A 19,609-nucleotide genomic window follows, 5' to 3' on the forward strand; every position below is an offset into this window, starting at 1 on the left:
CCGCTTCCCCACATTCCGCACAATCCCTCAGAGTCGCGCCATCCGAAGACGCCGTCGAGGCCGATGGCGACGGCGACGGATAACGAAAAACCCCGGGCATGCCCGGGGTCTCGTCACACTCGGCTGTTCAAGGGGCTTACTTGCGCTTCTTGCGCACGTACAGCACCAGCGAGTGCTCTTCCAGCTCGTAACCGTGGTCCGCCGCGATCTTGCGCTGCAGCTCCTCGATCTCGTGGCTTTCAAATTCAATGATCTTGCCGCTGTCCACGTCCACCATATGGTCGTGGTGGCCGCCGCGGTCCAGTTCGTAGACGGCCTGGCCGCCCTCGAAGTTGTGCTTCAGCACCAGGCCGGCGGCCTCGAACTGGGTCAGCACCCGGTACACCGTGGCCAGGCCGATCTCGTCACCGTGCTCCAGGAGCTGGCGGTAGATGTCTTCGGCGGTCATGTGGTGCTGATGATTCTGGGCATTGCGCTGCTCAAGCAACGCCAGGATCCGCATCCGTGGATGGGTCACCTTCAGGCCGACTTTGCGCAGGTCGTGGGTTTCCATAGTTCTCCGTTCATTGGCGATTTAGCGCCAGCTGCCTCGGATTGGGTCGCGGCGACGCGTCGTGAGTGTATCATCGACTGGATTTCCCCAAACGCCATTCCCGATGCGCAATCTCCTGCTGGTCGCCGCCGTTGCCCTGTCCACCACGGGCTGCGGCATCATCTATAAGCAACCCATCTATCAGGGCAACCTGATCCGGGAGCAGGCCGTCGGTCAGCTGCAGGTGGGCCAGAGCAAGCAGCAGGTCAACGCTCTGCTCGGCACCCCCTCGATCCCGGACCCGTTCCACGCCCAGCGCTGGGACTACACCGCCAGCGAGCGGGTCAACCGCCTCGGCCAGACCGAAGTGAAGAACTTCACGGTCTACTTCGAGAATGACCAGGTCACCCGGTGGGACGGCGAGTACTTCCCCAACCAGGATGCCGAGCTTGCCAAGTCCAGCGTGCGCCAGTTCGGCCGCAACCTGGCCAAGGACAAGAAGAAGCAGCGCGGCCGCTGAGCCAGCCTGACCCGGCTTCAGCTGCTGGCGCGGGCGCGCCGGCGGCGGTTGTCCTTGGGATCGGCCAGCAGCGGACGCAACAGCTCGACCCGGTCTCCCTCGCGGAGCAGCTGGGTCGGGCGGGCCAGCACCCCGTGCACGGCCACCGCCGGGCACAGCGCACTGCCCTCCAGCGCAGCGGCCGCGATGGCCTCGCCAACCGTGGCTGTGGCGGGCAACTGCAGCTGCCGCGACACCACCCGGTCTGGCCAGGCCAGCACCACCTCCACCGCAATCACGGCTCAGTCCTGCGCATCGGCGACGCTGACGAAGTCATTGACCATGCGGTCGGCCAATCCCTGGAAGCCCAGCGCCAGCGCCGGCCCCAGCAGGCGCGAGGTGGGTTCGAACTCCAGGGTCAGGCTGACCTTGCAGGCATCCTCGGCCAGCGCATGGAATTCCCAGCGCCCGTGCAGGCGCTTGAACGGCCCGTCGCGCAGCTGCATATCAATGCTGCTCGGGCGCTGCAGGGTGTTTTCGGTCATGAACCAGGTCGTGAACGCGCCCAACCCCAGGTCCAGGCGCGCCACCAGGCGGTCCGGTCCGGATTCCAGGATCTGCGCAGCCGAACACCAGCGGAAGCGGCGCGGATAGGCATCGATATCATTGACCAGGTCAAACATGCGGGCAGCCGAATGTTCGACCAGGGCACTACGGCGGATAGTTGGCATTTCGATTACTGATTGCTGATGAATCGACCGGGGAGGCCCGAATCGGAGACAATACGGACATGAGCAAGAACAGCGGCAAGGATAAAGCAAAGAGCGCGACGGCCAACAAAACCATCGCGCTCAACAAGCGTGCCCGCCACGAGTACCACATCGAAGATCGCTTCGAGGCCGGCCTGGCCCTGCAGGGCTGGGAGGTCAAGTCGATCCGCGCCGGGCGCGGCAACATCGTCGATGCATACGCCTACGTGCGTGATGGCGAGATCTTCCTGATCGGGGCGCAGATCACCCCGTTGATCCAGGCCTCCACCCACGTGGTGGCCAACGACCGCCGCGAGCGCAAGCTGCTCCTGCATCGCAGCGAGATCGACAAGCTGATCGGCCGGGTCCAGCGCGACGGGTACACGATCGTCCCGACGGCCATGTACTGGAGCAAGAACAAGATCAAGCTCGAGGTCGCCCTGGCCAAGGGCAAGCAGACCCACGACAAGCGCGACGCCGAAAAGGACCGCGACTGGGCCCGCGAGAAGTCGCGGACCATGCGCCGCCACAACCGCGACGCGTGACCGCCCCTGCCCCGCCACCCCGTATCGAACCGGCCACGGCCGACGACGCGGCGGCGGTGTTGGCCGGGCTGCGCGCGTTCAACGACGCCGCCTGCGGCAGTGCACTGGATGACCGGCCCCTGCACCGGGTAATCCGCGACGCGCAGGGCCAGCCCTGTGCCGGTCTGGTGGCCGATGTCTACGGCGGCTGGCTGATGGTGCACGCCCTGTGGGTGGACGCCGGCCAGCGCGGCCGTCGGCTGGGGCAGGCCCTGCTCGTCGATGCCGAGCAGCAGGCGGCAGCGATGGGCGCCCATTCGGCCATGCTCGATACGTTTTCCTGGCAGGCTGAGGGCTTCTACCTCAAGCAGGGCTACGAGATCGTCGGGCGGCTCGAGGACTTCCCGCCCGGGCATCACCGAAGCTACCTGCGCAAGCGGCTGGCCAGCGGCTGAGCGCACACGGCCGGGCCACGCGCACGGCATTTTCCCGCAGCGCACCCACAAGTGTCAGAATCCCCGCTTATTACCCAGGCTGGAGCGTTGCGTGACACAGGAAATCCCCCAGGAAACCACCGCGAGCGCGGACCCGATCGCTGAAATCAAGGCCGATATCGCCGCCTATGAGTCGATCTTCGCCGAGCTGACCCGCGCGATGGACCCGGCCGCCCTGCTCAAGGTGCTGACTTACCTGGTGCGCAATGCCAAGCGCGACGCGTCCGAGAACCAGACCTTCGATACCCTCGAGCACCGCCGCCTGGTGGCACGCGTGGACGCGCTGATGGCGCAGGTCCAGCCGGAAGCCCGCAAGCAGGCCATTTCCCAGCGCAACGAGCAGAACCACCAGCGCAAGCTGAAGGCCAAGCACCAGGCCGACAGCAAGCGCCAGCGCGAAGGCAAGCGCTGAACCACCGCGGCACGCAGACAGAACAGGAACGGACGCCTGCCGGCACCTCATGGAAAAGAGTTACTTCGCCACATTGCTGGCACTGATCGTGCACCAGATCGACGCCGCCTACTGGCATGAGTGGGACCTGTTCCACCTGCCGGGCGGCGTGCAGGGCTACCTGCTGTTCAACCTGCTGGCCCTGCCGGTGCTGCTGCTCGGGTACCGGCACGTCGTGCTGGGCAGCCCGCAGGCGCGGATGTACGCGCGGATCTGCGCGGCACTCGGGATCGCCACCTTCCTCATCCACGCCGGCTTCGCCGCGGCCGGCGAAGGCAGCTTCCACCTTCCCCTGTCCATCGCGATCATCGCGGCCTGCCTGCTGGCCGGCCTGTGGCTCGGGTGGCGGAGCCGGCGCACCGCGACGACCTGAGCCAGACCACGCCGCCGGCAACGGCAGGCCCTGTACGTAGTATCGGTCGCCCTTTCGGGATGTACCCCATTCCGCAAAGGACATTCATGATGCGCACGTTGACCCCACTGCTGTTGTTCGGCGCGTTGGCCGCCACGGCGACCGCGGCGACGGCCGCCAGGCCCGCCGCCATCCCCGCGATGCACGCCTGCACGGCCGACGAAGCGGACCGCCGACGCATCGCGGACGACCGCATGGAAACCCCCGATGACGCCGCCAGCATGAGAGGCACGGCCCTGCAGGAACCCGACGGCACCTTCGCGGCGGATCTGGTGCTGGCCCAGGCCGGTGATGCGCCTGCCCAGAACCGGGTGGGCCACGCCTACGCCACGGGAAGCGGCGTCCTCCGAGATCCGGATGAAGCCCTGCGCTGGTACCAGCGTTCGGCGCACCAGGGGCTTCCCGCCGCCCAGTCCGGCCTGGCCGAGGCCCATCTGTTCGGACTGGGCACGCCGCCCGACCTGCCCCGCGCGATCACCCTGTACCGCCAGGCCGCGGCGCAGGGCAATGCGGAGGCGATGCGCCGGCTGGGTGACATCCACGCCATCGGCGGCCCCATCAACCGCTACAACCGCTACCCCGCCGGCGCCCAATGCATCGCGGTCGACCTTCCCGAAGCGGCGCGGTGGTACGTGAAGGCGGCCGAGGCGGGCGACGCGTTCGCCCAGGAACAGTTGGCCATCACCTACCTCGCCGGGCTCGGCGTCGACCCCGATCCGGTGCAGGCCGAACGCTGGCTGGAGGCGATCGGGAAGGAGCGCCGCGCCCATGCGGTGTTCTACCTGGCCGACCAGTACCTGTATGGCCGCGGCGACGTCGTGCCACAGGACCTGGCCAAGGGCGCGCATTACACGTTGATCGCCGCCGAACTGGGCCACCCGCCCGGTCTGGCCCAGCTCGGCGCGCTGCACGAGTACGGCACGGGCGTCGAGCAGGACGACGTGAAAGCCTACGCCTACGCGCTGGCGGCGCACGACGAGGGGCTTCCGATCGACGACCGCCAGTTCGCCAACCAGGTGGCCATGTTCCAGGCCCGCATGACCGAGGCCCAGCAGGCCGAAGCGCTACAGCTGTTCCGCAGCATCCGCCAACTGCTGCACAGCGAAGGGACCTACCTGTAAGACCGTCTCCGCGCGTACCGACGGGCTCGCGTGACTGTTCAGCTGGAGTGGAGTAGCATTGGCCCCGTCAAGTAGCGTCTGGGTCGCCAGACGTCTTGCGGTTCTTGAAGAAACCGGGGGTGCATTGGTTTCGACGGGGGTTGTGAAGTTACTTGGTGCATGCCGAGGGGGCAGCTTTCCTCGTTAATCCAGCAGCAAACTTTTAGTTGCCAACGACGACAACTACGGTTCGGACTTCGCAATCGCCGCCTAAACAGCAGCAGTTGCTTTAGTTCTACAGCCGCCTAAGGCGAACCCCCGAACCTACTTGTGCCCGTGCTCGTAGATGTAGGGTCATTATCACGGAACCGGTTGTGATGGCTGCCTGTCAGTCACGACTTAACTAAAGCAGGCTGGTCCTGGGGTGCGCTTTGCACGCCGTGCTGCCACAGGGCGAGATTCAACGGCGAGCTAAGCATGTAGTACCGGGGATGGAGTGCCTTCGGACGGCGGTTCAATTCCGCCCACCTCCACCAATGACGGGTTCGAAAGAATCCGAAGAAGCCCGGGAATCCTTACACAATAAGGGTTCCCGGGCTTTTTAATTTCCGGCATGGGCGGTGCGCAGGGAGCCTATGCCTCGGCAAGATTGCGCTGCAGCAGGCCGTCCGCCAATGCCGCGATCTCGTCTCCCCGGTGCACGCGGGCGAGCCAAGCCGCTGGGATGCCGGCCACGCCGTAAAAGGCACCCGCCAGCTGACCGACAACCGCCGCAGTGGTATCCGCATCGTCACCGAGGTTCGCCGCCTCCAGCACCGCACCGGCGAAGGTGTCGTGCTGGTGGAAGCACCACAACGCGGCTTCCAGGCTGTCCACGACGTAGCCCGTGCCACGTACCTGGCCGCGCTGGGCGCTCCGGTATCCGCCGGCGGCGATGTCGCGCAGACGCTGGCTGGACACCTCGATAGCGGCCAGGTCCAACACCTTCGACTTGTCGCACCCTGCCAGCGCGCGTTCAAGCGCCACGGCCAGCAGGCGACACGCGTCCAGACACTCCCCCGCCCCGTGCGTTGTGCGGGAACTCAGCACGGCCATGGCCTGCAGCTCCGGCAGCCCGGCAAACCGAAGGACCACGGGCGCCAAGCGCATGATCGATCCATTACCGGCGCTATCGGGGTCGGTGTTGCCCGCCAGAGGCTCCCCGGTCACTAGGTAGGTGTGGATCGCGCCGCGTGTTGCCACGCCGATATCGAAGCAGGTGCCCGTCGAGCTCCAGTAGCCATGCTGATACCAATTGGCGTAGCGGTTCATCTGATCCCGTGGATCGAACGCGTCGCAGCGGATCAGGCTCTCGGCCAGGCACAAGGCCATGGACGTGTCGTCCGTCCACTGTCCTGACTCCAGATCGAAGGGCCCGCCGCCCACCATGTCGGTCAGCGGTTCGAAGCTGCCGCGTGGCTTGAACTCCAGCGTGGTGCCAACGGCGTCGCCTGCGGCCAAGCCGAGCAAAGCGCCTCGGTATCGATTCTGTAGGTCCATGTGGCCATTCTAGGACAACAGCGCCACCGGCGATGCAGGCCCACTGCTTCAGGCGCGCGGTGAACACGCCGCGCAACAACCGCGACGTACGGCGCGCTTCCGTGGCCTGAGCCCGCTATCCACAGCTGCTAATCTGATGCAGGAACTGACCCGCTTGCAGACAGACGTAGCGGCGAGCGAGGTTGGGCAGCGGCCATCGTGTATCGGGCCAACGCGCCTATTGAGTTGACCCCACCGCAAGGACAGAGAGTGCTTATCGTATTCAGCGGCCTTCCTGGCACCGGAAAAACCACTATCGCCAAGGGGCTCGCCGCGAAGATTGGCGCTCTGTATCTGCGGATCGATACGATTGAGCAAGCGATTCGAAACTCCGGTGCGCTTGCGCACGATGTGGGGCGTAGTGGCTACATGGTTGCCAATGCGCTTGCGCTGAGCAATCTCCCTCTGGGACGGACAGTCATCGTTGATGGTGTGAATCCCGTAATGGAGAGCCGAACTGCCTGGAGCGAAATCGCCTCGACGGCTGGCGTTGAGCTGGTGAATATTGAAGTGATCTGCTCGGATAAAAATGAACATCAGCGGCGGGTGGAAACAAGGCCGGGTGATGTTCCGGGGCTGACACCCCCCTCTTGGCAATCGGTGTTGGATCACGAGTATGAAGCGTGGGCCGATGCACCGTTTTCAATAGACACGGCACTCATGTCACCGGTGCAAGCCGTTTCGATTGTCACCCAGCACCTGATTGCCGGTCGCGGGTGATCTGCACCCCCTCGCCGGGGTCGTCCGGCGCTCAGGCCGCTGACAAGTCTTTGCTGAGAAACACGCGACGCGCTCCGGCCGGTTCGCACGGTACCTCGCCGAACACCTGCCAACCGTGCTTCACATAGAAATCCGGCGCCTGGAAGCTGATGGTGTACAGCACACCAGAGCAGCACCCACGCCGCCTGGCTTCGTCCTCAGCGGTCGCGAGAATGCGCGCGCCGAGGCCATGCCCACGCAGTTCTGCCGGAAGGTAGAACAGATCAATGAACAACATCCCCAATGATGTCCGGCCAGTCAGACCGCCCAGCACCTTGCCGGTTTCGGGATCAGTGACCAGAACCGCCAACGCACGCCGGTCGGCGTAACCGGCCGCATCCAGATTGAAGCCATCCAATCCATTGGCGATCAGATCCAGCGCCTCTGCATCAGGCGAGTCTGTGATGGAGATATCGAACTGCATGGTTCCATCTGCTGGCAGTGTTGGGACCTTGAATCCTAGCAAATCGGAGCGGCTCCTCAGCGACAGCGGATCATGTGGGCACCACCCTCCCCCGCCCGTTCTTTCGCCCGCCGCCTCAACACCCCGTCGTCCATCAGGTCCAATCAAACGAGAACAGCACGGTGCGGCTGTCCGGTTCGTACAGCATCACGATGGCATCCGGGCCGGTGGCACACCAGTTGTAACCGGCGACCGTGGCAACCGCGAAGAACGGCCTGCCCGCACGGGTGATGCGCACATTCTCCGCATCGGCCGCGCGATCGCGCTCATACATCAGCGGATCGAGCCACAGCTCGAACGCAGGCGGGATGGGCGCGGTCTCGGTCCAGTTCCCGTCGGAGATCTGTCCACCCAGCGTGTCCAGGTAGGCCTGCTCGTTGGGGCCGCCTTCGCCAAAGTGCGAATAGCTGGCCAACCGCCCCTGGTCCTTGAAATAGGCCTTCGCCCTTTCGTAGCTGTCCCGCATTTCGCCGATGTGCTCCACCAGCTCCGGATCCTGCACGTTGCTCCCCAGGAAGTAGCCTTCTTCCCCGAGGAAACGCATACGGTTGTCGGTCGTCAGCTCGAACGCGATCCAGTTGGTGCCGATGCAGGCGTTGTGATGCGCCTCGGTCTCTTCGCCAAGGCATCCTTCATAGGGCTCGACGGGGCACAGCATCGTGGCCACGGTGCCCGCCAGTTCCGGACGCAGAATGCCCAGGTCCACGGAGATCAGCGGCAGCAGATGCGCCGCCAACCACGCCTGCCCGGGAGCGAATACCTCTGTGGGAAACGGGGTGAGGCCCGGCTGGAGCTCGCGGATATCGGTCTGGTAGAACATGGCGGTCCCTGCATGAGAAAAAGACGGTCGATACGTCGTAGTGTGCACCCGGCCAGCGAGCGAAGGAAACGCTGCGGCTCCGACGGCGCCAAAAGCACGGTGTTGTGTTGCCCGATGGTGTGGTGTCCAAAGATGGCGAGCAACTTCCCCCACATCGCATCACGATGGGCGCACACCAGGAGACGCCCATGCACCGTTGGCATCTGAGCGGCCTTGACCACCGCCAATTCGAATACCTCGTTGAGATGGATGACAGCGACCTCGCAGCGCGCGGTATCGTGCGCTGCGTAGCCACGCAGGATCACGGATTCCCGTGCCGCATCAGCCTGGTCGATGCACGCGTCGGCGAAGAACTGTTGCTGCTTCCCTACACGCACCTGGCATCCAGCTCGCCCTACCGCGCATCCGGGCCGGTGTTCATCCGGTGCCATGCAGTACGCTGCGTGTTGCCACCCGGCGTGGTGCCGCCCTACGTGCATCGCAGGCAGATGTCGGTACGCGCCTACGACGCCGGGGCGTTCATGCTGAGCGGGCAGGTCTGCGAAGGCGCTGAAGTGGCCGCCACGCTGGACCAGTTGTTCGATGATCCCCACGTGCACCAGGTCCATCTGCACAACGCCGGGCGCGGCTGCTATTCCTGCCGTGCCGAACGCTGCACGACCGACGTTCAGCCCGACGCGACGCCGCCGTCGGTCGAGATCAATCCATAGACATCAAAGTCACGCGCCACACCCCGCACCTGCCGGAAGTGGCGTAGTCGGCCTTCGTGCTGGAAACCACAGCGGCGCAGCACGGCGGCGGAGGCCACGTTGGTGTCCAGCACGCACGCCTGGATGCGATGCCAGCCGAAGGCCGCCAACGCCCATCGGCTGACAGACTGGCACAGCGCGCTGGCGATCCCGCGCCCCCAGTACGCCGGGCAGAGTTCATAGGCGATTTCTGCGGTGCCATGCGGCCACTGGATGCTGTGGAAGCCGATGCTGCCCACCAAGGCACCGGCGCGATCCACGACGGCCATGCGGATCTGGGTAGGCGCGCGGGGTGTTTCCAGCGCGTCGAATAGCGGCGCCAGATCGTCCACGGAGGAGAGCTGCCAGCTAGTGTGTTCCAGTACGCCCGGTTGCATCAGGCAGGCATACCACTCGGCGGCGTCGTCCCGCACCAAGTGACGCAGGCTGACCTCGGGGTGCCCGGAAGGTGGAATGCTGGTGCGCATGATGCTGGGTGCCGGTGCGGTTTGCCTCAATCTGCCCGCGTCACACCGGATGGGTCAACCGGCAGCCGCGCTCAGGTGCTTGTGGAACAGCCGCATCTCCTGCGCGTCGGGCGCGCGCTCCAAGAGCGCCTGGTAGCGTGCTTGCAGCGCGTCGTGTGCCGAGCGCCGGTGCAACAGATACAGCGCGGGATAGTCGGTGTTGGCTTCGATCCATTCCGCTGCGTCTGCCCTGCGGAACCACTCCAACGATAGCGTGACGCTCGCGGACAGCTGTGCCTGCCAGCCCGGCACTTCGTCGAGGCTGTCGAACGCGCGCAGCCAGATCCAGAAGCGCGCGTTGAAGGCATCCAGCGCTTCGGTGTCGTCCCTGAGGCTCCGCCAATCAGTCAGCTCCGCCACCACCGGGTTGGACACACGGGCCTTGATGGTGGATTCGACCAGAGCGGGCGGCCAACTCTCCGGATAGTCGAATGCCTCGTCGCGCAGCGCCTGTTCCAGCACGGCGTTCACCCCTGCCATCAGCGTTCGATCAAGCAGACCCAGGGTGAGGTGGAGCGAGTACCACCCTTTCTGCTTGGACAACCCGACCGTGTAGCGGTGGGTGCGCCCGGATGCGCCGACGCGCTCGAAATGGCGCCCGCGCTTGAGCACGAATCCCGTGGCCGCGAACTCGGCGGCGACGGCATCGGTCAGCGTCTTCAGCATTGCCTGGGTAGCCTGGGTCACGCGTTACGCTCCTTGTGACGGTGCCGACGCTCGCTCACGGCAGGGTGAATTTCCGGGCCATGCGCAGCGGCCACACCGAAGTGAACTGCGCGCCGCCGACCAGCCGGTAGGCTGCGGAGACGCTGTGCAGCACCCCAAGCCGGTCCAGCACGTCCTTGGCCCGCCGGAAGACCGAGCGCGGGTCGTCGGTGAACATGAACAGGTTGATCTCCTTGGCACTGATGTCGTGGCCGTCCAGCGCCGCCGTCGCGCCCAGGACCTGGCTGAGCTCTGCCTCCAGGGTGGCCAGGAAGGCCTCGTCGTCCAGCGACTTTCTCCAGAACTTGATCACAAGCTGGTAATCCATCGGGGGGCCTGCCGTTCAAGAAGGAACCGCCAAGGTTACCCTCCCTGGCGTCATCGACAACACCTTGATGTGCGGGCGATCATGCTCCGGTCATCCCCTCCCGGACAGCGAAGACTGCCATGGCCCCCTTCCGTTCGATTCTGTTGACCGCCCTGCTCGCACTGGCCCCCACCCTGGCCGGCGCGGCCGACAAAGTCACCACCACGCCGGTGCAGTTCGCCAAGGGCACCAGCAGCGCCACGCTGCGTGGCACCGTTGCCGGCTACGACACCGTCCGCTACACGGTTGGCGCACGGGCCGGCCAGACCATGACCGTTACGCTGGCGGGCAGCGCCAATGCCAGTTTCAACGTGTACGCGCCGGGTGTGGTGCCCGGCCAAGGCGAAGCACTGGGAAGCACCGATGAGACGCGGCGCTGGACCGGCCCCCTGCCCGCCTCCGGCACCTACGTGGTGCAGGTCTATCAGATGCGTGCGCAGGCACGTCGCGGCGAGAAGGCACCGCATACGTTGACCGTCGCCATCCACTGACCATGGATTTCCTCAAACTGCTCCGGTCGCTGGAAGAGTTTCTCTACGAACTCTGCACCTGGTTCCTGTTCTTTCCGCGCACGTTGTACCGGGTCATCGTCTACCCGCGGCGCATGGCGCAGTACGTCAACACCGAGCTGACCCAGAAGCTGGACAAGCAGTTCGACGATGCGATCAGCCCGCCGATGTTCCTGATGCTGGCGGTGCTGGTCGCACACGGTGTGGAACTGCTGATGCACCAGCAGGTGACCGGGACCGGGCAGCTGTCACGAACGGTGTTCGGCAACGAGGAAAGCCTGCTGCTGTATCGCTCGATCACCTTCGCGGTGTGGCCGCTGATCAGCAGCGTGCACCTGCTGCGGCGCAAGAAGGTGGCGATGACCCGTGAATCGCTGCGCCGTCCGTTCTTCATGCAGTGCTACCTGACGGCCCCGTTTGCGGTGGCGTTGTCGACCAGCATGGTGTTCGTGCGCCTTCCGGGCGCGCTGTCCACCCAGATCGGCATTGCGGTGTCGGTGCTGTCGCTGCTCTGGTATGCCGTGGTGCAGGCTGGCTGGCTGAAGGTGGCCCTGCAGCGATCGTGGCCGAACACGGTGCTGTCGACCATCTGGGTGCTGATGCTGGGCATCGTGATCAACAGCCTGATCGGCTGGATCCTGCTGGCGAACTGAGCGTGCGGCAGTGCAGCGTTTACTGCACGTCGCGCCACATGCTAGATAAGTCCTGCGCATGTGCGCTGCAGAAGCAAGGAACCTGCTGATGAAACTGCATTTGGCCGCGATGGCCGCATTGGTAATCACGTTGGGCGCAACCGGAACCGTCGGCATGGCCAAGGCCTCGCCACTGGACGGTCATTTCACCGAGTGCGTCCCGTTCATGGTCGCCAAGTACGTGTACCACCAGCGGTGCACCACCTATTACCTGGACGAGAACGGCAATCGCCACGTTGCCAGTGTCTACCACATCGACCAGGACGGGCAGTGGTACGTGCCCAACGAGTAAGACGGCGGCGGTGAGCCGCACGGGGTAGGCGCGCTCCGCCTGCCCCTCCATCCGCCAATGCGTGCAATTCCCCCTGGCCCCATTCCATGCGACCCTTCGGGGAAACGTTTTCATGGGATGGAGGGATTCCAATGTTGTCTCGTTTTCGTCGTACCGCGCTGCTGGCGCTGATGGCCCTGTCACTGCCGGCCGGCCACGCACTGGCCGACACGGCTGCCCCGCTGCGGGTGATGTCATTCAATGTGCGCACCCCCGTGGATACCGAACCCGGCCGCCGCTGGGACGACCGCCGCGATGCGATGGTCAGCCTGCTGCGCGAGCAGCACCCGGCGGTGTTCGGCACGCAGGAGCTGGTGCAGAAGCAGGCCGATTACCTGGTGGCCCACCTGCCCGGGTACCGCTGGTTCGGCAAGGACCGGCGCGGCGGCAGCGGCGACGAACATATGGGCGTGTTCTACGACAGCGCGCAGCTGAAGGTGGTGGAACAGGGCGATTTCTGGTTGTCCGACACGCCCGACGTGCCGGGCAGCATCACCTGGGGCAATCTCATGCCGCGCATGGTCACCTGGGCCTTGTTCCAGCGCCAGGCCGACGGCAAGCAGTTCTACCTGCTCAACACCCACCTTCCCTACCGCGACGAGGACGAGCCGCGCCGCGTGCTGGGCGCCAAGCTGATCGCCACGCGCCTGGCCACGCTGCCCAAGGACATCCCGGTGGTGGTCACCGGCGACTTCAACAGCGAACCGGGCAGCACCACCTACCAGGCGTTCACCGCGGCACTGGGCGATGCCCGCAAGCTGGCCACCAAGGTCGATGGCCCGCGGCTGACCTTCCACGACTTCACCGGCAAGCCGACCGTGGAACTGGACTGGATCCTGGTGCGCGGCTTCAAGGTCGACCGTTTCCAGACGCTCGACAATGCGCCGGGCGGCGTGCTGCCGTCGGATCATTATCCGGTGCAGGCCGAGCTGCGCTTCCCGGCGGCAGCAGCCCGCTGAGGCAACCCATCCAGGCCGTGCCGCACATCGCGGCGCGGCCTGGGCACCGTAGCGGCCGCTGCGGTTGGGACAGCGCGGGCGGGGCTACGTCACGCCCCGTCGATGCCCGCGGTGCGATACCGGCACCCTCCCACCCTGGAGGTGCCCACCATGGCCCACCGCAGCCGCCTGGCCGGTTTCATCATCGATTGCCACAACACCCCCGCCGACGAAGCCGCTGCCTTCTGGTCGGCAGCACTGGGGTACCGCGCGCAACCGGCCTATAGCGAAGAGGGGGCCGAGTACGCCGACCTGGCCGGGGCGCCAGCCGGGCTGAATGTGGAAGTGCAGCGGGTGGACCACGCGTCACGCGTGCACCTGGATATCGAAAGCGACGACATCGACGCCGAGGCCGTGCGCCTGGAAGCACTGGGCGCGCGCCGGATCGGATTCGTCAAACGCTGGTGGGTGATGGAAGCCCCTACCGGACACCGGTTCTGCATCGTGCGCATGCGCGATGGGCAGGAGGGTGCGGCGGTGAACCACTGGGATTGAGTCAGGGCCTGCGTTGGCTGGCGCGCTCCCCCAACAGCCGGCACAACGCCAGATGCTGGTCGCGCGCTTGGCAGATCCGGGCCACGATGGCCAGGAACACCCCGATAAGAAGGACGCCGATGGCCAGAAGCGTGTCGGGAAGCCTGGCAAAGCCGAGCGCCACGATCACTGCGGCAAGCACCAGCAGCGTGATCGCGCCGGGCGACAGTGCCGCCTGCCCGGTCTGCGCGGGCGTGGCGTCGCCTCGCCACGGGTTGGGTTTGATCATGGAAACGTCCCCGGTAAAAGGGACGTTTTGTATCACTTGGATTGATGTCTACGGCAGTGGCAAAGCCGCCAATGGCCTCTTTTCTGGCTCGCAGTCGCGGCAAACTCTGACGCAGCGCACAGGTGAGGGCGGCCAGGCCGCCCTCACCTGCCAGGTCAGCGCAGCGTGCCGGCCACGGCCGGCGGTGCGGCATCCTGCTGCTGGCCCCAACCACCCAGGGCCTTGTACACCCCCACCACGCTCACGTTGACCGTGGATTCGGCCGCCGCCAGTGCGTCGTCCGCCGCCAGCTGGGTGCGTTGCGCATCCAGCAGGGTCAGGAAGTCTTCCGAACCCTCGCGGTAGCGGATCTGCGCCAACTGCTCGGCACGCCGCGCGGCCTGCGCCTGCTCGGCGACGATGGCCAGCCGCGACTGCTGCTTGGCATACCGGGTGAGCGCGTTCTCGGTGTCCTCCAGCGCCAACAGCACCGCCTTCTCGTACTCGGCCGCCACACCGTCGGCCTGCGCCTTGCTGGCACGCAGGCGCGCCCGCACGGTACCGAAATCGAACGCGGCCCAGCTGATCGACGGGGTCACCGACCACGCCTTGTTGGCACCGTTGACCAGGCCGCTGGCATCGCCGGACAGGAAGCCGACGAAGCCGGTCAGGCTGATCCGCGGGAACAGATCGGCCGTGGCCACGCCCACGCGGGCAGTGGCGGCGGCCAGGCGGCGTTCGGCACTGCGCACGTCGGCACGCTGGCGCAGCAGGTCGGTGGTGTCACCCAACGGCAGCTGCTTGGCGTAGGCCGGCACTTCGCGCGGCTGCAGCAACTCGTCCAGTGCATCCGGACGCTGCCCCAGCAACACCGCCAGGCGGTGCCGCGACTGCACTTCGGCCACTTCCAGCAATGGGATGTCGGCCTCGATCGCCTTCAGGCGTGCGCGGCTGCTCTGCACGTCCAGCTCGCTGCCGGCGCCCAGCTCCCAGCGGGCCTCGGTCAGGCGCTGGGTATCGCGCAGGTTAACGAGGGTGCGCTTGGCCACGTCGATGCGCTTCTGCGACCCACGCAGTTCGAAGTAGTTGCGCGCCACTTCGGCGGCCACGGTAACCTGGGCATCGGCAAGGTTGTCCTGCTCTGCCCCCAGGTCCGCACGCGCCGCTTCGGCGGCACGGCGCTGGCGACCGAACAGGTCCAGCTCCCAGCCGGCGTCAAAGCCGAGCTGGTAGGTTTCGCTGAAGACACGCTCGCCGCCCACGGTGGCATCGGGCTGCTTGCGGCGGTCGTAGCTGCCGCCGGCGGTGACGTGCGGCAGCTGGTCCAGCCGCTGCTCGACGAACACCGCGCGCGCTTCACGCACGCGGGCCATCGAAATGCGCAGGTCCAGGTTGGTGCCCAGTGCGTCGTGCACCAGCTGTTCCAGCACCGGGTCATCGAACTGCGCCCACCAGCTTGCCACCGGCGAGGCGGAGGTGAACACCGGCGCGGCGGCGCCCTGCAGGGTCACCGGCGTAGCCGGTGGCGCCTGGTAGTTGGGGCCGACGCTGACGCAGCCGGCCAGCAGCGCGCTGGTCACGGCCACGGTCAACAGGCGGATCACCATGGCAGCACCTCGCCGAGGTAGGTGAAGCTGCCGTTCGGGCCGTCGGCACCGATCAGCGCCATGCCCACGCTGGAGCGTGCGCCTTCGCTGATTTCGATCTCGCCTTCGCCACCGTTCATGTCGGTTTTGACGTAGCCGGGATGCACGGTGTTGACCTTGGTGGTGCCGTCGCGCAGCTCATAGGCCAGCTGCACGGTCCAGGCATTCACCGCGCTCTTGGAGGCGTTGTAGGCCGGCACCGCAAAGCCATAGATCGGCGAACCCGGCTGGCTGTGCAGGGTCAGCGAGCCCAGGATGCTGGACACGTTGACGATGCGGCCCGCCGGCGAGGCGGTGATCAGCGGCAGGAACGCCTGGGTAACGGCGATGACCGCGAACACGTTGGTGTCGAAGGTCTCGCGCCAGGTCTGCAGGGTCTGCGCCGACGGTGCCAGCTTGATGTCATCGAGCAGGATGCCGGCGTTGTTGACCAGGATGTCCAGGCGGCCGTGACGTTCGGTCACGGTCTGCACGGCGGCGGCGATGCTGGCAGCATCACCCACGTCCAGCTGGATCGCCTCCACCGGCAGGCCTTCGGCCTGCAGCTTCAGCGCCTCGGCCACGGCGACGTCGCGCTTGCGCCCGGCCAGCAGCGTGTGCACGCCGGCCTGGGCCAGCTGGCGGACGGTTTCCAAGCCGATGCCGCGGGTGGCACCGGTGACCAGAGCGATCGTTTGGGTAGCGGTATTCATGTATGAAACCTCGCGGGGGATGGGATCAATGGTGGATGGTGGGTTCGCCGTGGGTCACCAGCTGCCCGCCGCCGTTACGGCTGACGAACTTGCGCAGGGCCACGTAGAACACCGGGGTCAGGAACAGGCCGAACAGGGTCACGCCCAGCATGCCGGCGAACACCGTGATGCCGGTGACAGAGCGCACCTCGGCGCCAGCGCCGTGCGAGAGCACCAGCGGGATGGTGCCGGCGATGAAGGCGATGGAGGTCATCACGATCGGGCGCAGACGCAGGCGGCAGGCTTCCAGCGCGGCCTCCACGATGCCCTTGCCACCCATCTCCAGCTCCCGGGCGAACTCGACGATCAGGATCGCGTTCTTGCATGCCAGGCCCATCAGCACCACCAGGCCAACCTGCACGAACACGTTGTTGTCGCCACCGGTCATCCACACGCCGAACAACGCCGACAGCAGGGTCATCGGGACGATCAGGATCACCGCCAGCGGCAGCGACCAGCTTTCATACAGCGCAGCCAGCACCAGGAACGCCAGCAGGATGGCGACCGGGAACACGATGAAGGCAGCCTTGCCCTGGGTGGCCTGCTGGTAGCTCAGGTCGGTCCATTCGGTGGCCATGCCCACCGGCAGCACCTTGGCGGCGATGGCGGTGAGGTTGGTCATCGCTTCCGCCGACGACAGCATGCGCGGATCGGCCTCACCGGCCAGGTCGGCGGCCGGGTAGCCGTTGAAGCGCAGCACCGGGTCCGGGCCGAAGGTTTCCTTGACGGTGACCATCGAGCCAATCGGCACCATTTCACCACGGTCGTTGCGGGTACGCAGCTTGCCGATGTCCTCGACGCTGTCACGGAACTGGCCGTCAGCCTGGGCGATGACCTGCCAGGTACGACCGAACTGGTTGAAGTCGTTGACGTACGACGAGCCCAGGTAGGTCTGCAGGGTGTCGAACAGCTCGGTGAGCTGCACGCCCTGTGCCTTGGCCTTGACGCGGTCCACTTCGGCATCCAGCTGCGGCACGTTGGCCTGGTAGCTGGTGATCGGGAACGCCATGCCCGGCGTCTGCGCGACCGCACCCTGCATCGACTGCACCGCGTTCTGCAACGCGCCGTAGCCCAGGTTGCCACGGTCCTGGATGAACATCTGGTAGCCGTTGCCGTTACCCAGGCCGAGGATCGGCGGCGGCATCATCGCGAAGGCAAAGCCTTCCTGCAGCCCGGCGATCTTCTGGTTGATCTCGGCGTTGATCTGCGCGGCGGTGCGGCCATGGCGCTCGTTGAACGGCTTGAGCGGAATGAACGCCACGCCGGTATTGGGCGTGTTGGTGAACTGCAGCGCGTTGAGGCCGGGGAACGAGATCGTGTGGGCCACGCCATCGGTTTCCTGGGCGATCTTGGCCACCTTGCGCAGCATTTCATCGGTACGCGCGATCGACGAGCCTTCCGGCAGCTTCACACCGGCGATCAGGTACAGCTTGTCCTGGGTCGGGATGAAGCCCGGCGGCACCAGCTTGAAGATGAAACCGGTCCCCACCAGCAGCACCGCATACACCACGAACACCGCACCGCGGCGACCGAGGATCTTCGACACGCCGCGCTCGTACTTCTCCGAGCTGGACTTGAAGAAGCGGTTGAACGGACGGAACACCCAGCCGAACAGACGGTCGATGATGCGGGTCGGGGCATCCTTCGGCGCGCCATGCGGCTTGAGCAGGCGGGCGGCCAGGGCCGGCGACAGGGTCAGCGAGTTGATCGCCGAGATCACCGTGGAGATGGCGATGGTGACCGCGAACTGCTTGTAGAACTGGCCGGTGACGCCCGACAGGAACGCCATCGGCACGAACACGGCACACAGCACCAGCGCGATGGCGATGATCGGGCCGGACACTTCACGCATCGCCTGATGCGCAGCCGCCAGCGGGGTCAGGCCTTCTTCGATGTTGCGTTCAACGTTCTCCACCACCACGATCGCATCGTCGACCACGATGCCGATGGCCAGCACCAGGCCAAACAGGCTCAGCGTATTGATCGAGAAGCCCAGCAGGTACAGCGCACCGAACGTACCCACGATGGACACCGGCACGGCGATCAACGGAATGATCGAGGCGCGCCAGGTCTGCAGGAACAGGATCACCACCAGCACCACCAAGGCGATGGCTTCCAGCAGGGTGGACACCACGGCCTTGATCGAGTCACGCACGAAGATGGTGGTGTCATACACCGCTTCGTACTTCACATCGGCGGGCATGGTCTTCTGCATCTCGTCCATGCTGGCCATCACCGCATCGCGGATCTCCAGCGCGTTGGCGCCGGGGGCTTGGAAGATACCGATGCCGACCGCGTTCTTGCCGTCCAGCTGCGAGCGCAGGGTGTAGTCGCCGGCGCCCAGTTCCACCCGGGCCACGTCCGACAGCCGCACCACTTCACCGTCGGTACCGCTCTTGAGCACGATGTCGCCGAACTCTTTTTCGCTGCGCAGGCGGCCCTGGGCATTGATCAGGGTCAGGAACTGGCTGTTGGGCATCGGCTCGGCGCCGAGCTGGCCGGCCGAGACCTGCACGTTCTGCTCGCGCATGGCACCGACCACATCACTGGCGGTCAGGCCGCGCGCGGCCACCTTGTCCGGGTCCAGCCAGGCGCGCATGGCGTAGTCGCCACCGCCGAAGATCTGCGCGTCGCCCACGCCCTGGATACGCGCCAGGGCGTCCTTGACGTGCAGGCGGGCATAGTTGCGCAGGTACAGGGTGTCGTACTTGCCGTTGGGGGACGTCAGGTGCACCACCATCAGGAAGGTGGGCGACTGCTTCTGGGTAGTCACGCCTTGGCGGCGGACATCCTCGGGCAGGCGCGCCTGGGCCTGGGCAACGCGGTTCTGCACCTTCACCGCCGCTTCGTCCGGGTCGGTGCCCGGGCGGAAGGTGATGGTCATCTGCAGCACGCCGTCAGAGCCGGCCACCGACTTGAGGTAGATCATGCCTTCGACGCCGTTGATGGCCTCTTCCAGCGGGGTGGCCACGGTTTCGGCGATCACCTTGGGGTTGGCGCCGGGGTACACGGTACGCACCACTACCGACGGCGGCACCACTTCCGGGTACTCGCCGATGGGCAGCATCGGAATGGAGATCAGGCCGGCGGCGAAGATCACAATCGACAACACCGCCGCGAAAATCGGCCTGTCGATGAAGAAACGGGAAAAGTCCATGGGTGGATTCCTGGGGTTTCACCATCGCCGGCGTGCACGACCCCGGCCGCTGTCACAGGTGACAGCGGTGGCGGGCTCCCCTGCACGGGGCGATG

General features: G+C 65.9%; 26 protein-coding genes and 1 other RNA gene. 14 read left to right on the forward strand and 13 right to left on the reverse strand.

Annotation, left to right across the window (positions count from 1 at the left end):
* Positions 1-136: 136 nt before the first annotated feature.
* On the reverse strand, positions 137-553 hold the full coding sequence (fur, locus tag DX03_RS11695; protein ID WP_038688936.1) for a ferric iron uptake transcriptional regulator: 417 nt from the start codon (positions 551-553) through the stop codon (positions 137-139).
* Positions 554-656: 103 nt separating this feature from the next.
* On the opposite strand from fur, the gene DX03_RS11700 reads away from it, so the two are divergent.
* Positions 657-1,052: an outer membrane protein assembly factor BamE gene (locus tag DX03_RS11700; RefSeq protein ID WP_038688937.1), complete on the forward strand. Its 396-nt coding sequence runs from the start codon at positions 657-659 to the stop codon at positions 1,050-1,052.
* Between the two features lie 17 nt (positions 1,053-1,069).
* Here DX03_RS11700 and DX03_RS11705 read toward each other — a convergent pair whose 3' ends face one another.
* Positions 1,070-1,330, reverse strand: a complete 261-nt coding sequence (locus DX03_RS11705; protein ID WP_038688939.1) for an RnfH family protein — start codon at positions 1,328-1,330, stop codon at positions 1,070-1,072.
* Positions 1,331-1,333: 3 nt separating this feature from the next.
* Positions 1,334-1,762, reverse strand: coding sequence for a type II toxin-antitoxin system RatA family toxin (locus DX03_RS11710; protein WP_038688941.1), 429 nt, complete (start codon positions 1,760-1,762; stop codon positions 1,334-1,336).
* A 59-nt stretch (positions 1,763-1,821) separates the two neighbouring features.
* Between DX03_RS11710 and smpB the strand changes: the two genes are divergently transcribed.
* From smpB to ssrA, 6 genes are all read left to right on the forward strand, one after another.
* Positions 1,822-2,325 (forward strand): SsrA-binding protein SmpB, encoded by a 504-nt coding sequence (gene smpB / locus DX03_RS11715; RefSeq protein ID WP_038688943.1) that lies wholly within the window; start codon positions 1,822-1,824, stop codon positions 2,323-2,325.
* Positions 2,322-2,759, forward strand: coding sequence for a GNAT family N-acetyltransferase (locus tag DX03_RS11720; protein ID WP_081797229.1), 438 nt, complete (start codon positions 2,322-2,324; stop codon positions 2,757-2,759). The genes smpB and DX03_RS11720 overlap by 4 nt, the downstream gene beginning before the upstream one ends.
* Positions 2,760-2,850: 91 nt before the next feature.
* Complete coding sequence (locus tag DX03_RS11725; protein ID WP_038688945.1) at positions 2,851-3,210, forward strand: hypothetical protein; 360 nt, start codon at positions 2,851-2,853, stop codon at positions 3,208-3,210.
* Positions 3,211-3,259: 49 nt separating this feature from the next.
* Positions 3,260-3,622, forward strand: coding sequence for a DUF6713 family protein (locus DX03_RS11730; RefSeq protein ID WP_038688947.1), 363 nt, complete (start codon positions 3,260-3,262; stop codon positions 3,620-3,622).
* A gap of 89 nt (positions 3,623-3,711) precedes the next feature.
* Positions 3,712-4,782, forward strand: a complete 1,071-nt coding sequence (locus DX03_RS11735; RefSeq protein WP_185753339.1) for a tetratricopeptide repeat protein — start codon at positions 3,712-3,714, stop codon at positions 4,780-4,782.
* Between the two features lie 115 nt (positions 4,783-4,897).
* Positions 4,898-5,297, forward strand: a transfer-messenger RNA (tmRNA) gene (gene ssrA, locus DX03_RS20715).
* Between the two features lie 97 nt (positions 5,298-5,394).
* On the opposite strand, the gene DX03_RS11740 is transcribed toward ssrA, so the two are convergent.
* Entirely contained in the window at positions 5,395-6,300 is a 906-nt protein-coding gene (locus DX03_RS11740; protein ID WP_038688951.1) for an ADP-ribosylglycohydrolase family protein, read from the reverse strand.
* 249 nt (positions 6,301-6,549) lie between these two features.
* Between DX03_RS11740 and DX03_RS20720 the strand changes: the two genes are divergently transcribed.
* Positions 6,550-7,059: a P-loop nucleotide/nucleoside kinase family protein gene (locus DX03_RS20720; RefSeq protein ID WP_081797231.1), complete on the forward strand. Its 510-nt coding sequence runs from the start codon at positions 6,550-6,552 to the stop codon at positions 7,057-7,059.
* Positions 7,060-7,090: 31 nt separating this feature from the next.
* On the opposite strand, the gene DX03_RS11745 is transcribed toward DX03_RS20720, so the two are convergent.
* Together DX03_RS11745 and DX03_RS11750 are read right to left on the reverse strand one after the other, a co-directional pair.
* On the reverse strand, positions 7,091-7,522 hold the full coding sequence (locus DX03_RS11745; RefSeq protein WP_038688952.1) for a GNAT family N-acetyltransferase: 432 nt from the start codon (positions 7,520-7,522) through the stop codon (positions 7,091-7,093).
* A gap of 133 nt (positions 7,523-7,655) precedes the next feature.
* Positions 7,656-8,381 (reverse strand): hypothetical protein, encoded by a 726-nt coding sequence (locus tag DX03_RS11750; RefSeq protein WP_038688954.1) that lies wholly within the window; start codon positions 8,379-8,381, stop codon positions 7,656-7,658.
* Between the two features lie 122 nt (positions 8,382-8,503).
* On the opposite strand from DX03_RS11750, the gene DX03_RS11755 reads away from it, so the two are divergent.
* Positions 8,504-9,091, forward strand: coding sequence for a DUF1203 domain-containing protein (locus DX03_RS11755; RefSeq protein WP_342341998.1), 588 nt, complete (start codon positions 8,504-8,506; stop codon positions 9,089-9,091).
* Here DX03_RS11755 and DX03_RS11760 read toward each other — a convergent pair.
* From DX03_RS11760 to DX03_RS11770, 3 genes are read right to left on the reverse strand one after another with little or no spacing between them, the layout of a single operon-like run.
* Positions 9,049-9,597 (reverse strand): GNAT family N-acetyltransferase, encoded by a 549-nt coding sequence (locus DX03_RS11760; protein WP_038688956.1) that lies wholly within the window; start codon positions 9,595-9,597, stop codon positions 9,049-9,051. The two genes, DX03_RS11755 and DX03_RS11760, sit on opposite strands and share 43 nt — an antisense overlap.
* Positions 9,598-9,651: 54 nt before the next feature.
* The gene (locus DX03_RS11765; protein ID WP_185753340.1) at positions 9,652-10,323 is read right to left on the reverse strand and encodes a hypothetical protein; all 672 of its coding nucleotides are present in this window, start codon (positions 10,321-10,323) and stop codon (positions 9,652-9,654) included.
* 34 nt (positions 10,324-10,357) lie between these two features.
* Positions 10,358-10,669 carry a hypothetical protein gene (locus DX03_RS11770; RefSeq protein WP_038688959.1) on the reverse strand — a complete coding sequence of 104 codons (312 nt, stop codon included), beginning with the start codon at positions 10,667-10,669 and terminating at the stop codon, positions 10,358-10,360.
* A 119-nt stretch (positions 10,670-10,788) separates the two neighbouring features.
* Here DX03_RS11770 and DX03_RS11775 point away from each other — a divergent pair, with 119 nt between their 5' ends.
* The 5 genes from DX03_RS11775 (at position 10,789) to DX03_RS11795 (ending at position 13,733) form a co-directional block, all read left to right on the forward strand.
* Positions 10,789-11,199 carry a hypothetical protein gene (locus tag DX03_RS11775; protein WP_038688961.1) on the forward strand — a complete coding sequence of 137 codons (411 nt, stop codon included), beginning with the start codon at positions 10,789-10,791 and terminating at the stop codon, positions 11,197-11,199.
* Between the two features lie 2 nt (positions 11,200-11,201).
* Complete coding sequence (locus DX03_RS11780; protein ID WP_038688963.1) at positions 11,202-11,870, forward strand: hypothetical protein; 669 nt, start codon at positions 11,202-11,204, stop codon at positions 11,868-11,870.
* Positions 11,871-11,958: 88 nt separating this feature from the next.
* Positions 11,959-12,201: a hypothetical protein gene (locus tag DX03_RS11785; RefSeq protein ID WP_038688965.1), complete on the forward strand. Its 243-nt coding sequence runs from the start codon at positions 11,959-11,961 to the stop codon at positions 12,199-12,201.
* A 131-nt stretch (positions 12,202-12,332) separates the two neighbouring features.
* A complete protein-coding gene (locus DX03_RS11790) occupies positions 12,333-13,199 on the forward strand; it encodes an endonuclease/exonuclease/phosphatase family protein (protein WP_038688967.1) in 867 nt (288 codons plus the stop codon).
* A 150-nt stretch (positions 13,200-13,349) separates the two neighbouring features.
* Positions 13,350-13,733 (forward strand): VOC family protein, encoded by a 384-nt coding sequence (locus tag DX03_RS11795; RefSeq protein ID WP_038692302.1) that lies wholly within the window; start codon positions 13,350-13,352, stop codon positions 13,731-13,733.
* 1 nt (position 13,734) lies between these two features.
* Here the strand turns inward: DX03_RS11795 and DX03_RS11800 are convergent, their stop codons facing one another.
* The 4 genes from DX03_RS11800 to DX03_RS11815 all read right to left on the reverse strand — a co-directional run bounded on the left by DX03_RS11800 (position 13,735) and on the right by DX03_RS11815 (position 19,514).
* Entirely contained in the window at positions 13,735-14,001 is a 267-nt protein-coding gene (locus DX03_RS11800) for a hypothetical protein (RefSeq protein WP_038688969.1), read from the reverse strand.
* Between the two features lie 155 nt (positions 14,002-14,156).
* Positions 14,157-15,587, reverse strand: coding sequence for an efflux transporter outer membrane subunit (locus DX03_RS11805; protein ID WP_038688971.1), 1,431 nt, complete (start codon positions 15,585-15,587; stop codon positions 14,157-14,159).
* Entirely contained in the window at positions 15,581-16,318 is a 738-nt protein-coding gene (locus tag DX03_RS11810) for an SDR family oxidoreductase (RefSeq protein WP_038688973.1), read from the reverse strand. The genes DX03_RS11805 and DX03_RS11810 overlap by 7 nt, the downstream gene beginning before the upstream one ends.
* 25 nt (positions 16,319-16,343) lie before the next feature.
* Complete coding sequence (locus tag DX03_RS11815; RefSeq protein ID WP_038688975.1) at positions 16,344-19,514, reverse strand: efflux RND transporter permease subunit; 3,171 nt, start codon at positions 19,512-19,514, stop codon at positions 16,344-16,346.
* Positions 19,515-19,609 lie beyond the last annotated feature (95 nt).

The sequence above is a fragment of the Stenotrophomonas rhizophila genome (genome assembly GCF_000661955.1).
Classification (GTDB): domain Bacteria; phylum Pseudomonadota; class Gammaproteobacteria; order Xanthomonadales; family Xanthomonadaceae; genus Stenotrophomonas; species Stenotrophomonas rhizophila.

What these genes read in the sequence shown, in the direction of transcription:
- fur (WP_038688936.1), bottom strand. Translation starts at nt 553, where the DNA reads ATGGAAACCCACGACCTGCGCAAAGTCGGCCTGAAGGTGACCCATCCA.
- DX03_RS11700 (WP_038688937.1), top strand. Translation starts at nt 657, where the DNA reads ATGCGCAATCTCCTGCTGGTCGCCGCCGTTGCCCTGTCCACCACGGGC.
- DX03_RS11710 (WP_038688941.1), bottom strand. Translation starts at nt 1,762, where the DNA reads ATGCCAACTATCCGCCGTAGTGCCCTGGTCGAACATTCGGCTGCCCGC.
- smpB (WP_038688943.1), top strand. Translation starts at nt 1,822, where the DNA reads ATGAGCAAGAACAGCGGCAAGGATAAAGCAAAGAGCGCGACGGCCAAC.
- DX03_RS11730 (WP_038688947.1), top strand. Translation starts at nt 3,260, where the DNA reads ATGGAAAAGAGTTACTTCGCCACATTGCTGGCACTGATCGTGCACCAG.
- DX03_RS11735 (WP_185753339.1), top strand. Translation starts at nt 3,712, where the DNA reads ATGCGCACGTTGACCCCACTGCTGTTGTTCGGCGCGTTGGCCGCCACG.
- DX03_RS11740 (WP_038688951.1), bottom strand. Translation starts at nt 6,300, where the DNA reads ATGGACCTACAGAATCGATACCGAGGCGCTTTGCTCGGCTTGGCCGCA.
- DX03_RS11745 (WP_038688952.1), bottom strand. Translation starts at nt 7,522, where the DNA reads ATGCAGTTCGATATCTCCATCACAGACTCGCCTGATGCAGAGGCGCTG.
- DX03_RS11750 (WP_038688954.1), bottom strand. Translation starts at nt 8,381, where the DNA reads ATGTTCTACCAGACCGATATCCGCGAGCTCCAGCCGGGCCTCACCCCG.
- DX03_RS11760 (WP_038688956.1), bottom strand. Translation starts at nt 9,597, where the DNA reads ATGCGCACCAGCATTCCACCTTCCGGGCACCCCGAGGTCAGCCTGCGT.
- DX03_RS11770 (WP_038688959.1), bottom strand. Translation starts at nt 10,669, where the DNA reads ATGGATTACCAGCTTGTGATCAAGTTCTGGAGAAAGTCGCTGGACGAC.
- DX03_RS11775 (WP_038688961.1), top strand. Translation starts at nt 10,789, where the DNA reads ATGGCCCCCTTCCGTTCGATTCTGTTGACCGCCCTGCTCGCACTGGCC.
- DX03_RS11780 (WP_038688963.1), top strand. Translation starts at nt 11,202, where the DNA reads ATGGATTTCCTCAAACTGCTCCGGTCGCTGGAAGAGTTTCTCTACGAA.
- DX03_RS11785 (WP_038688965.1), top strand. Translation starts at nt 11,959, where the DNA reads ATGAAACTGCATTTGGCCGCGATGGCCGCATTGGTAATCACGTTGGGC.
- DX03_RS11790 (WP_038688967.1), top strand. Translation starts at nt 12,333, where the DNA reads ATGTTGTCTCGTTTTCGTCGTACCGCGCTGCTGGCGCTGATGGCCCTG.
- DX03_RS11795 (WP_038692302.1), top strand. Translation starts at nt 13,350, where the DNA reads ATGGCCCACCGCAGCCGCCTGGCCGGTTTCATCATCGATTGCCACAAC.
- DX03_RS11800 (WP_038688969.1), bottom strand. Translation starts at nt 14,001, where the DNA reads ATGATCAAACCCAACCCGTGGCGAGGCGACGCCACGCCCGCGCAGACC.
- DX03_RS11805 (WP_038688971.1), bottom strand. Translation starts at nt 15,587, where the DNA reads ATGGTGATCCGCCTGTTGACCGTGGCCGTGACCAGCGCGCTGCTGGCC.
- DX03_RS11810 (WP_038688973.1), bottom strand. Translation starts at nt 16,318, where the DNA reads ATGAATACCGCTACCCAAACGATCGCTCTGGTCACCGGTGCCACCCGC.
- DX03_RS11815 (WP_038688975.1), bottom strand. Translation starts at nt 19,514, where the DNA reads ATGGACTTTTCCCGTTTCTTCATCGACAGGCCGATTTTCGCGGCGGTG.